12 protein-coding genes and 1 pseudogene are annotated in these 11,901 nt (G+C 59.3%); all 13 read left to right on the top strand.

Going from position 1 to position 11,901, the window contains the following annotated elements; genetic code table 11:
• The first annotated feature begins 20 nt into the window (after positions 1–20).
• Positions 21–1,106, top strand: coding sequence for a bifunctional riboflavin kinase/FAD synthetase (gene ribF, locus BMY30_RS12750; protein ID WP_089714307.1), 1,086 nt, complete (start codon positions 21–23; stop codon positions 1,104–1,106).
• Between the two features lie 10 nt (positions 1,107–1,116).
• Entirely contained in the window at positions 1,117–3,951 is a 2,835-nt protein-coding gene (ileS, locus tag BMY30_RS12745) for an isoleucine--tRNA ligase (RefSeq protein ID WP_089714305.1), read from the top strand.
• Between the two features lie 58 nt (positions 3,952–4,009).
• Positions 4,010–4,498, top strand: a complete 489-nt coding sequence (lspA, locus tag BMY30_RS12740) for a signal peptidase II (protein WP_244516206.1) — start codon at positions 4,010–4,012, stop codon at positions 4,496–4,498.
• Between the two features lie 89 nt (positions 4,499–4,587).
• Positions 4,588–5,049: an FKBP-type peptidyl-prolyl cis-trans isomerase gene (gene fkpB, locus BMY30_RS12735; RefSeq protein WP_089714301.1), complete on the top strand. Its 462-nt coding sequence runs from the start codon at positions 4,588–4,590 to the stop codon at positions 5,047–5,049.
• 163 nt (positions 5,050–5,212) lie between these two features.
• Positions 5,213–6,196 (top strand): 4-hydroxy-3-methylbut-2-enyl diphosphate reductase, encoded by a 984-nt coding sequence (gene ispH / locus BMY30_RS12730; RefSeq protein ID WP_244516203.1) that lies wholly within the window; start codon positions 5,213–5,215, stop codon positions 6,194–6,196.
• A 127-nt stretch (positions 6,197–6,323) separates the two neighbouring features.
• The gene (locus BMY30_RS18310; RefSeq protein WP_342027788.1) at positions 6,324–6,761 is read left to right on the top strand and encodes a type IV pilin protein; all 438 of its coding nucleotides are present in this window, start codon (positions 6,324–6,326) and stop codon (positions 6,759–6,761) included.
• A complete protein-coding gene (locus BMY30_RS12720) occupies positions 6,748–7,212 on the top strand; it encodes a GspH/FimT family pseudopilin (RefSeq protein WP_089714297.1) in 465 nt (154 codons plus the stop codon). Before BMY30_RS18310 ends, BMY30_RS12720 begins: the two co-directional genes overlap by 14 nt.
• A gap of 10 nt (positions 7,213–7,222) precedes the next feature.
• Positions 7,223–7,633, top strand: a complete 411-nt coding sequence (pilV, locus tag BMY30_RS12715; protein WP_089714294.1) for a type IV pilus modification protein PilV — start codon at positions 7,223–7,225, stop codon at positions 7,631–7,633.
• 4 nt (positions 7,634–7,637) lie between these two features.
• Complete coding sequence (locus BMY30_RS12710) at positions 7,638–8,231, top strand: PilW family protein (RefSeq protein WP_170840140.1); 594 nt, start codon at positions 7,638–7,640, stop codon at positions 8,229–8,231.
• A 32-nt stretch (positions 8,232–8,263) separates the two neighbouring features.
• Positions 8,264–9,991, top strand: coding sequence for a PilX N-terminal domain-containing pilus assembly protein (locus tag BMY30_RS12705; protein ID WP_170840139.1), 1,728 nt, complete (start codon positions 8,264–8,266; stop codon positions 9,989–9,991).
• A gap of 275 nt (positions 9,992–10,266) precedes the next feature.
• Positions 10,267–11,355, top strand: coding sequence for a transposase (locus BMY30_RS12700; protein ID WP_089714289.1), 1,089 nt, complete (start codon positions 10,267–10,269; stop codon positions 11,353–11,355).
• 27 nt (positions 11,356–11,382) lie between these two features.
• Positions 11,383–11,619 carry a hypothetical protein gene (locus BMY30_RS12695; RefSeq protein ID WP_089714287.1) on the top strand — a complete coding sequence of 79 codons (237 nt, stop codon included), beginning with the start codon at positions 11,383–11,385 and terminating at the stop codon, positions 11,617–11,619.
• Positions 11,620–11,719: 100 nt separating this feature from the next.
• Positions 11,720–11,901: pseudogene (locus tag BMY30_RS12690) on the top strand (IS1634 family transposase); the annotation flags it as partial.

The following is an 11,901-nucleotide window of genomic DNA, read 5'->3' as shown; positions in this document are numbered from 1 at the left end:
TTCCCAGCGCGACGACGCCCATGCGAGTGATTCGAGGACTGCACAACCTGCGTGACGAGGATCGCGGCTGCGTGGCCACCATCGGCAACTTCGATGGCGTGCACCGCGGCCACCGGGCGATCCTCGAGCAGTGCCGCGAGCATGCCGCCCGGCTCGGCCTGCCAGTGACCGTGGTGGTCTTCGAACCTCAGCCGCGTGAGTTCTTCGCCGGCGACCAGGCGCCGCCGCGGCTGACCCGCCTGCGCGACAAGGTGGCGCTGCTCGGCGAATGCGGGGTCGACTCCATCCTCTGCCTGCCCTTCAACGACGCCCTGCGTAGCTTGACCGCGCTGGAGTTCATCGAGCGGGTGCTGGTGGACGGCCTGGGCGTACGCCACCTGGTGGTGGGCGACGACTTCCGTTTCGGCTGCGACCGCCGCGGCGACTTCCATCTGCTCACCGAGGTGGGGGAGTCCCGCGGCTTTGGCGTCGAGCATACTCGCACTTTCACCATCGACGGCGAGCGGGTCTCCAGCACCCGGGTGCGTACCCTGCTGGCCAGTGGCAACTTCGCCGCTGCGGCGCGCTTGCTGGGCCAGCCCTACCGGCTGGGCGGCCGGGTGGTGCCCGACCGCCAGCTGGGCCGCACCATCGGCGTGCCTACCGCCAACCTGCCGCAGCCGGCCCTGTCGCTGGCCCTGCAGGGCGTCTATGCGGTTGTCACCGAACTCCCCGACGGGCGCTGCCTGCCTGGCGTGGCCAACATCGGCTGGCGCCCCACGGTGGGCAGCGAGCGGCCGGTGCTCGAGGTGCACCTCTTCGATTTCGACGGTGACCTCTACGGTGAGCGCCTCACGGTGTTCCCCTGCGCCAAGCTGCGCGGCGAGGTGAAGTTCGCCCACTTCGACGAGCTCAAGGCGCAGATTCGCACCGACCAGGCACGCGCTCGCGCCTTCTTTCTTCAGCACCCCGCCGCCGGTGCCGTTCTACAGCACCCCGCCGCTGGTGCCGTTGCCGGGCATGCCGGCGCGGACGATTCTCTTCCTCTGGCATCGGCGCCGCTGGCGCGCGAGGCCGTGACTTCCGATTCCTCGGCGGGCCATCCCGCCGACCACGACGACGGCTGACCCCCAGGATATGAGCGACTACAAGCACACGCTGAATCTGCCAGAAACCGACTTTCCGATGCGCGGCATGCTGCCCAAGAAGGAGCCCGCCCGGGTGGCGCAGTGGAAGGAGATGGACCTTTACCATCGTCTGCGTGAGGAGCGCCAGGGCAGGGAGCTGTTCGTGCTTCACGACGGCCCTCCCTACGCCAACGGCAGCATCCACATCGGTCATGCCGTCAACAAGATCCTCAAGGACATCATCGTCAAGTCGAAGAACCTGGCCGGCTTCGATGCCCCCTACGTGCCCGGCTGGGACTGCCACGGCCTGCCCATCGAGCACAAGGTGGAGACCACCCACGGCAAGCACCTCGAGCCGGGCAAGGCCCGCGAGCTGTGTCGCGAGTACGCCGCCGAACAGATCCATGGCCAGCTCGCCGACTTCGTGCGCCTGGGCGTGATCGGCGACTGGGACAAGCCCTACCGCTCCATGGACTACGCCAACGAGGCCGGCGAGATCCGCGCGCTGGCCGAGATGGTCGAGGCCGGCTATGTCTTCAAGGGCCTGAAGCCCGTCAACTGGTGCTTCGACTGTGGCTCGGCGCTGGCCGAGGCCGAGGTGGAATACCAGGACAAGAAGTCCGACGCCATCGACGTCGCCTTCCCGGTGGAAGATGCCGACCGCCTGGCCGCGGCCTTCGGCCTCGACCGGCTTTCCAAGCCGGCGGCCATCGTGATCTGGACCACCACGCCCTGGACCATCCCCGCCAACCAGGCGCTTAACGTACATCCCGAGTTCACTTATGCCCTAGTGGATACCGGCGAGCGGCTGCTGGTGCTGGCCGAGGAACTGGTGGAGTCGTGCCTCGAGCGCTTCGGGCTGGAAGGCGAGATCATTGCAACCGCCACCGGCGAGCGCCTCGACGGACTGGAATTTCAGCATCCCTTCTATGACCGTCTGTCGCCGGTCTACCTGGCCGACTATGTCGAGGTCGAGGTCGGCAGCACCGGTATCGTCCACTCGGCCCCGGCCTACGGCGTCGACGACTTCGTCACCTGCCGAGCCCACGGCATGGAATTCGACGAGATCGAGAGCCCGGTGCAGGGCAACGGCGTCTATGTCGATGACCTGCCGTTCTTCGGCGGCCAGATGATCTGGAAGGCCAACCTGCAGATCGTCGCCAAGCTCGACGAAGTGAGCGCGCTGATGGCCCACCAGACCATCACCCACAGCTACATGCACTGCTGGCGCCACAAGACCCCGGTGATCTACCGCGCCACTGCCCAGTGGTTCGTGGGTATGGACCTAGAGGGTCGCGACGGCAAGACCCTGCGTGAGCGGGCGCTGGCCGGCATCGAGGCGACCACCTTTACGCCGGCCTGGGGCCAGGCGCGCCTGCACAGCATGATCGCCAACCGCCCGGACTGGTGCATCTCCCGCCAGCGCAACTGGGGCGTGCCGATCCCCTTCTTCCTGCACAAGGCGACCGGTGAGCTGCACCCGCGCACCGTGGCGCTGATGGAGATGGCCGCCCAGCTCGTGGAGCAGGAGGGCATCGACGCCTGGTTCCGCCTCGACCCGGCGGAGCTGCTGGGCGAAGAAGCTGCTGACTACGACAAGGTCACCGACACCCTGGACGTCTGGTTCGATTCCGGCACAACTCACCGCCACGTGCTGCGTGGCTCGCACCCCCATGGCCACGAGAGTGGCCCGCGCGCCGATCTCTACCTGGAGGGCTCCGACCAGCACCGCGGCTGGTTTCATTCCTCGCTGCTCACCGGCTGCGCCATCGACGGCCACCCACCGTATCGCGGCCTGCTCACCCACGGCTTCACCGTGGACGCCCATGGCCGCAAGATGTCCAAGTCGGTGGGTAACGTGGTGGCGCCCCAGGAGGTGATGGACAAGCTCGGCGCCGACATCCTGCGCCTCTGGGTGGCCTCCACCGACTATGGCGGCGAGATGGCGGTTTCCGACGAGATCCTCAAGCGCACCGCCGATGTCTACCGCCGCATCCGCAACACCTCGCGTTTCCTGCTCGCCAACCTCAATGGCTTCGAGCCGGATCGCGATGCCGTGCCGTTCAACGAGATGCTGGCGCTGGACCAGTGGGTGGTCGATCGTGCCGCCCAGTTGCAGGCGCGCATCGAGACCGCCTACGAGGAGTATCGCTTCCTCGACGTCTACCAGCAGGTGCACGGCTTCTGTGCACGGGAGCTGGGCGGCTTCTATCTGGACGTGATCAAGGATCGCCAGTACACCACCCAGGCCGACTCCGTGGCGCGCCGCAGCGCCCAGACCGCGCTCTACCAGGTGGTCGAGGCGCTGGTGCGCTGGGTGGCGCCGATCCTCTCCTTCACCGCCGAGGAGATCTACGAGAATATCCCGGGAAAGCGCGGCGACAGCGTGCTGCTGGCCAAGTACTTCACCGGGCTCGAGACGCTCGCCGATGACGCCGCCATGGGCCGCGACTTCTGGGAGCAGGTGCTGGAGGTCAAGCAGGCCGTCAACAAGTGCCTGGAGGACGCCCGCAACGCCAAGGCCATCAAGGGCAGCCTGGCCGCCGAGGTCACCCTCTACGTGGACGACGCCCTGCAGGCCACACTCGCCAAGCTGGGCGACGAGCTGCGCTTCGTGATGCTGACCAGCGAGGTGCGCCTGGCGCCGCTCGCGGAGGGCAAAGGCGCCGAGGCCACCGAGCTCGAGGGACTCAAGGTGGCCGTGGCCGAGAGCCCCAACAACAAGTGCGAGCGCTGCTGGCATCACCGCCCGGAGGTGGGCACCCACTCTGAGCATCCGGATCTCTGCGGGCGCTGCATCGGCAACCTGCCGGACGGCCCCGGCGAGACGCGTCACTATGCCTGATCGCCAAGCCTCACCCGGCAAGCAGGCCGATGCAGGCGGAGCCGCCTCGGTGCCGCCGATGTACAAGCCCCTGCGCTGGCTGTGGCTGGCATTGGCGGTGATCGTGCTGGACCTGGCCACCAAGTATCTGGCCAGCGGGCTGCTCGACTACGCGCGGCCGGTGGAAGTGCTGCCGTTCTTCGACCTGACGCTGCTGCACAACACCGGCGCGGCCTTCAGCTTCCTGGCCGGCCATCCCGGCTGGCAGCGCTGGTTCTTCGCCACCATCGCCGTGGGTGCGAGTATCGGCCTGACGATCTGGATGCGTCGCCTCAAGGCCGACGAGACGCTTCTGGCGGTATCGCTGGCGCTTATCATCGGCGGGGCGCTCGGCAACCTCTACGACCGTCTGGTGCACGGCTATGTGGTGGACTTCCTCTCCTTCCACGTGGTCGGCTGGTACTACCCCGCCTTTAACGTGGCGGACATCGGCATCACCCTGGGCGCCATCGGCCTGATCTGGGAATCGCTGTTCGGCGAGAAGCGCCGAGCGCGCCGCCGTGGCTGAGGAACCCGCAGCCCGCTTCGCCGTCCAAGCGGCCATCATCTTCACGAACTTCATGTACGAAACTTCATGCACGCTTCGAGAGACACGCCATGAGCCACCAGGAACCCCAGGGTCTTCGCATCGATGAAGGCATGGAAGTGACCCTGCACTTCACCCTCAGCATGGAAGATGGCACCGTGGTGGATTCCACCCGTGACAAGCAGGCCGCCACCTTCCAGGTGGGCGACGGCAACCTGCCGCCCGGCTTCGAGCACCCCCTCAAGGGGCTGACGACCGGCGAGACCGGCAGCTTCGAGATCACTCCCGAGCACGCCTTCGGCCAGCACAACCCCCAGAACATCCAGCTGCTCAAGCGCGACGACTTCGAGGGCGAGGAGCCGGAGGTGGGCATGGTGATGTCTTTCGCCGATGCTGCCGGCGGCGAGCTGCCCGGCGTGATCAAGCGTATCGACGGCGAACAGGTAGAAGTGGACTTCAACCACCCCTTGGCAGGGCGTACCCTGACCTTCGAGGTGGAAGTGCTGGACGTGCAGCCCGCCACGACTCACTGAGGCAGCGAACCCCTTCGCTTTGCAAGCAAAGCTTCTACAATGTCAGACGGTCCATCGAGGCCCTTGTAGGAGCGCTCGGTCCGGCGATCCGGCTTGCAGCGCGATGACAATGCTTCTCGACTTATCAAATGCAACGGTGCTGCGGCATCAAGGCAAGGCCCCTATGCAACCCAACACCATGCAAACGAACTCGATACACATCAGGCTGGCCAACCCGCGCGGCTTCTGCGCCGGCGTCGACCGCGCCATCGATATCGTCAACAGTGCGCTGGATGCCTTCGGCCCGCCGATCTACGTGCGCCACGAGGTGGTCCACAACCGCTTCGTGGTCGACACCCTGCGCGAGCGAGGGGCGGTCTTCGTCGAGGAGCTCCACGAGGTGCCCGACGACGTCATCGTGATCTTCTCGGCCCATGGCGTCTCCCGCGCCGTGCAGCAGGAGGCAGAACTGCGCGGGCTCAAGGTGTTCGATGCGACTTGCCCGCTGGTCACCAAGGTGCATCTGGAAGTGTTGCGCTACGCCCGCAAAGGCCAGGAGTGCATCCTGATCGGCCACCAGGGACACCCCGAGGTGGAGGGCACCATGGGGCGCTACGATACCTCGCATGGCGGACAGATCTACCTGGTCGAGGATGAGAAGGACGTGGCCAACCTGGAAGTGAAGGACCCGACCAAGCTCGCCTTCGTTACCCAGACCACGCTTTCCATGGACGACACCGCCCGGGTGATCGACGCCCTGCGCGCCAAGTTCCCCGAGATCCAGGGGCCGCGCAAGGACGACATCTGCTACGCCACCCAGAACCGCCAGGACGCCGTACGCGAGCTGGCGGAAGGTGCCGACCTGGTGCTGGTGGTCGGCAGCCCCAACAGCTCCAACTCCAACCGTCTGCGCGAGCTCTCCGAGCGAGTCGGCACCCCGGCTTACCTGGTCGACAGCGCCGAGCAGGTCGACTCGGCATGGCTGGAAGGTGTCAACGTCATCGGCGTCACCGCCGGCGCCAGCGCCCCCGAGGTGCTGGTCAAGGGCGTGATCGAAAGGCTACAAGCCCTGGGCGCCACCGCCCCCGAAGAGATCGCCGGCCGCGAGGAGACCATCACCTTCTCGATGCCTCGGGAGCTTCGTGAAAGGGTGATCGCCAGCGAGTAGCGCCGCCCCCGGCCAACCCGAAAGGCCAGCGCAAGGCAGGGACGCCGGGCACCGCCCGGCTTTTTGCGTCCCGCCCCTATAACATTGCCGCGAGCTGATCCATACTGAAACCAAGTGTAAATAGACGATGGAGACCCGTCGCGAGATGCAGGCGATCACCCGACACGGGCCCCAGGCCCGGGCAGGCAGTACTCGGCGCTCCGCCGGCTTCACGCTCATCGAACTGATGATTGTGGTAGCCGTGATCGCGATTTTGGCCTCGATTGCCTATCCCTCCTACACACAGTATGTGGAAAGAGCAAGAAGGACGGATGCCATGTCTGGCCTTTCGAATATCGCTGGTCAATTGGAGAGATGTTATACAGTAAATACTGACTATACTGCCACTAATTGTCCGAGTGGTACGAATATTCCAACTGAAGAAGAATTTTATTTAATTGACATCAGTGCATCGTCCGCTAGTTATACAATAACGGCTACTCCCCAGGGTGCTCAGGCGAACGATAGTTGTGGCAGCTTTAGCTTGAACCATCAAGGAGTGAGGTTGCCTAATGAATGTTGGTGAAATTAATCGGAAAGCTGGATTTACCCTTATTGAGCTTTTGGTTACGATTGCTATGATTGCGATAATTGCAACTATTGCGGTACCAAATTTCCAGAGCTTGATGGCTAGGAACCAACTTTCAACAGATTTTAACCAAATATTGACTAGTATGCACTATGCGCGTTCCGAGGCAGCAAAACGTCGAGAGCCCGTTAGCGTCATGATTACAACGACGAACGGTTGGGAATTGATCGTTACTCACAGTGGTCAGGAACTTAGAAAAATCTCAAGTCAGGGTGGAGATGTTAGTGTGACTTCAGGAGATTTATCAGTAACTTTTAATGCTTTTGGTTGGTCAGATTGTCCTGTTGCTATTCCCTGCTCAGTTTCGGTCCAGCACTCTTATTATAGCGGATCTCCTGAAAGTCTAGAAATAAACTCGGTTGGTAAAGTAACGAGGATTGATACGTAGATAAAGGCCTATGGAGAAAAATGTGAGGAAGTCATGCTCAAGAGGTTTTAGCTTTTTAGAAGCGCTCGTAGCGGTTCTAGTCTTGGCGCTTGGTCTTCTGGGTGTTGCTGCAATGCAACTAAAAGCCTTGCAAAGCTCCCACGTATCTTTCCAAAGGACCGTCGCCACGATGGCCGCGCAAGATGCTGTCGAGAGGCTTTGGGTTGACTTAGGGAACAAGACATTGAAGGCATGTCCCGATGCAGACCCCGTTGGTTGGAAAAATGACTGGGCTGATCACCTCACATTGCGGGATGTCACAACTATCACGGAAGATCCCGTCTTTTGCGAATACGGCATCACCGTAGGCTGGGTAGATGACCGTTTCGAAGGTGAAGATGTCTCTACGCTCGAATACCGCATCAAACTGCCGAAGAACTAGGTCTATGAAAAAGAGCACTAAAAAAAATCATGGTCTCAGGGATAGTGTAGAAGGGGGCTTTTCCCTAGTTGAGCTGATGGTGGCTTTGGTTATTGGTCTTCTGATAGTTCTGGGGGCAGGTCAGCTTTATCTGACATCCAAGCAGAGCTATAATCGAATGGATAATTTGGCTAAGCGGCAGGAGTCGTTGCGGGTCATTTCCGACCTGGTTTCTTTTGACGTTAGAACATCAGTAGAGATTACAAATAACAGTGCTGACCAGACAGTTCTGAATATGACGTATGACAGCGGTGTTAGGAGCAATGACCCATATTGTGGGAGTGCTAATAACCTGCTGGAAGTAAGGTATAGTTTTGTTTCTCCGGAGCTCATGATTCAAGTGCGTTGTGATCCTGATGCGTCATTATCAAGTTCACAATCTTTGATTGAAGGTATTGAAGGCGTTAACTTTAATGTGGAGTTGGACGCTAGTGGTACCACAGGGGATGGTTTATTTGTTCAGATTACTGTTATTTTTCCTGAAATTGGCCCTAGTGAACCACTGGAAAAAAGGCAGTATACCTTCATGGTTGCAAGGCGGAATAATATCCTCCACTGAGTGCCGTGATGAGATCAGACGAGGTGGGTGTCATGGAAAAAAATAATGGTAATGAATCTAAGCAGCAGGGTGTCGCTTTGGTAGTGACCTTGGTTTTGTTGACGGTTTCACTCTTATTAGGTGTGTCGAGTTTCCAGAATTCTCGGAATGAGGAGGCAATGGCTGGGAATCATCGCTCCAGCAGCCTAGCTATGATGGCGGCGGAATACGGAGCATCGGATTTTTGGCACCAAGTCAAGGGTGCGTCCGTTGTTCCGTCCGGTCCTGATGCAGATGATACTGTAGATAGTTATACGGGTAAAATACTTACTGCACTAAAGGATTGGGCGGATAGCCAACCCTTCTCTACTAACTGTGTCGAGATGGATGACACAAAAATCTCTAATGCCTGCTATCGTGTCAGTGTGGATCCCCCTTCAGGGGGAGTAATATCCATTCTGGTTGATGGAATTGTATATTCTGGTAGTGAAGATGATGTAATTGCTCGCCGACGGGTATCTATGGGCTGGGGGGCTCTACTGGGTGAGTCGCTTTCTGCATTCAATCTGACCGGTAATGTCTCTTCGTATGATGGCATCAACTCTCAGGCAGAAGTGTCGGGTGAAGAAGTAGATGGATATGTCAATCCAGCTATCTCTGTTAATAGTAAGGGTGAGGCTGAGAAAATTGTTCAGGATATTATCGGAAATAAAGATATAAATGACTTTGCTGTATTTGTTCCTGAGCCGGGACAAGACTGTACCTCCCATGACAGCTGTGGCTCTGGTGCCTTAGGAGTTTATCATGCAAAAGATGTTGTGACAGGCGATCCACCCGAGTATGAAGGAAATTACAATAACTGTACCACAGCAAACAATGATCTCTGCAACTATAAAGGGGGAATTTCGTCAGAGCTCGGGACGCCAATTCTATCCCAGCCAGAACGTTTTCATGAGTTTGTTTATGAGCTTGTGACGCAAGATGGTGGGGCTTCAAATAATGAGACAGAGTGGACAAATAATATTGTACAGGATTTCGATGCTGGGGTTCACTTCGTGACCAATAAGGATGCTGTTGCCCGGACTTACGAGGATCCAGTCTATGATCCTGATAATCTTCGTTTAGAAGATGCTGATCTTGCACTACAGGATCAACGGCTGAGCAGAGATCTTTTTGAAGTGGGGCAAGGCAGTTTCTCAGGTAGTGGTGTATTGGTCGTGGACGGTGACGTTCAATTCAAAGGAAATCCAGAATTCGATGGCCTTATTATTGTGCTGGGAGACTACGTTATTGATGGTAGTGGTACAGAGGAGTTTACCGGATCTATCATTTCTGCACCTTATAGCCAGCACTATAAAATGCAATTAGCTGATGGCTCTTTTGAAACCCTTAATCCGGAATACGACGCGACTACAGGCGTTGAATATTTCCTAACATCTGGGGGTGAGGAGGTTTATGAAAATTCTAATGGTACATGGACAACTGATCCGGGGGACGCTGGCTCACCGAATACACTTGTTACTCCAGAAATGATAAAAGGCGAAGGCGGGGGGGTTGATGGTCTCTCTGTCAATAGGGGTTTCGATGCCGCTAGTGTTGACGTGAGTGGAGGAGGTAATCAGGATTATAACTATAGCTACGATTCTCTTCTTGCCGCCTTTGAGTACTTTAATGGAGAGACTTTGTTAGCTTGGCTGGTAGGGCAAGCCAATCCTGATGGTAGTTATGAGTATGGTCTATCTACTTGGCAGGAAAAGATTGTTTCGACTTCGGGTGGTTAGACCTGCGTTTTAAAGGAAGGCTTAGTGTCTCCTCGTCAATTTTTTAGATTTTTTCGGATATTGCCCGCTATTAATTACGGCGGGCAACTTTTATTCGTCCTTCCCAAAGAAAGCAAAGAAAGGACACCCACTTACTCCAAAGACACCAAAGACAGGACACCCACTTACTCCACTTACTTGACCTCCAAATAAAAAAGAAAGGACACCCACTTACTTGACCTCCTATCAGCGCAGACTAAGCTAAAAGCAACGTTCACTCGCTGAAGGCACCTGTCATGACCCAGCCGCGCGCTGCCCTGGTCTCGCTTGACGCCACGCCCTGGTACCACCTGGTCAACCGCTGTGTTCGTCGCGCCTTCCTGTGCGGAACCGATGCCGTCAGCGGCCAGGATTACGAGCACCGCCGCGGCTGGATCAGTGATCGCCTACATCAGCTGGCCGGGGTGTTCGCCATCGACGTGGCCGCCTATGCGGTGATGAACAATCACTACCACTTGGTGGTGAGGGTGGAGACCGAACGCGCCGCGAACTGGAGCGACGACGAGGTACTGCACCGCTGGACGGCACTGTTCTCCGGCCCGCTGCTGGTGCAACGCTACCGGGCCGGGGCCGATCAACTACCGGCGGAAGTGGCGGCAGTCAAGAAGCTGGCGGCGATCTGCCGCGAGCGGTTGGTGGATGTCTCCTGGTTCATGCGGGTTCTCAACGAAGCCATCGCCCGCCAGGCCAACGCCGAGGACGGGGTAAAAGGGCGCTTCTGGGAAGGGCGCTTCAAGAGCCAGGCGCTGCTCGACGAGGCGGCGATCCTCAGCGCCATGGCCTATGTCGACCTCAACCCCATCCGCGCCGGCATGGCCGAGACGCCGGAGGCCTCCCAGCATACCTCGGTGGCCGAGCGGTTGGCCGAGCTGCCAGGCGATGGCGAGACGGAGAGGGCCGCCAAGAGGGTAACCCTTGGCGATGGTCTGCTGACCGATGCCTCGCCCGAAACCCCGCCGGCGGCCCAGGTGCCGGCCTGGTGGCAGACCCTGCCCCACCAGCCGCTGATGCCCTTCGATGCCACCGCCCAGTTACCCACCGCCATTCCCTTCAGCCTGGAAGACTATCTGGAGCTGGTCGAGACTACCGGCCGCTGCCAGCGCCCCGACAAGCGCGGACAGATCACAGGCCGAGTCCCCAAGCTGCTGGGTCGGCTGGGCATCGACCCCGAGGCCTTTATCGCCGCCTCCAGCACGCTGCTCAAGCGCTTCGGCAGCGCCGTGGGCACGCCCGAAAGTCTCACCGCCCGCTGTGCCGCCCGCCAGGCCCGGCACCTGCGTGGCATGCGCGCCGCGCGCGAGCTGTATGAACACCGGGCGGCGTGAGGGAGCACAGTCGGTTTGCCGGTGTCAATGGCCATCTTGCTCGACCCCAAGAACGACTACATTTTCAAACGGCTGTTTTCCGAAGCGCTTGATCTGCTGGTGGTGCTGATCAACGATCTGTGGCCCGACCTCCCGAATATCACTGCTGTCGAGGTGCTCAACCCCAATATCGAGCCCAGCGAACTCACCGGCAAGTACATCAGTACATCCCGAGTTCGACACTTCCAGTCCGATTTTGGCCAGAAATCCGCACCTGTGGTCTGAGAATTCAGTAGCTTAGAGAATTCTGGCCGCATTCTTTGTAGTGACACGTTTTTCTAGTGGCACCTTGCCATTCGTAGCGCCTACGGTCTATCGTGATGACATGTTCGTCAAAGTCACCAAATCCGGCCCGCGCCGCTACGTCAAACTCGTCGAGTCCTTCCGGGACGAGGCCGGCAAGTCGCGCCAACGCGTGATCGCGACACTGGGTCGCCTCGAGGCCGTCACGGCCGGGGAATCCAGCGCGCTGATCAATGGCTTGCTGCGTGTCTCTGGCCAGCCGAC

Source organism: Halomonas daqiaonensis (assembly GCF_900109725.1).
Taxonomy (GTDB): domain Bacteria; phylum Pseudomonadota; class Gammaproteobacteria; order Pseudomonadales; family Halomonadaceae; genus Halomonas; species Halomonas daqiaonensis.
Note: the sequence above shows the minus strand (reverse complement) of the source record. Positions and strands in the feature narration are given on the sequence as shown.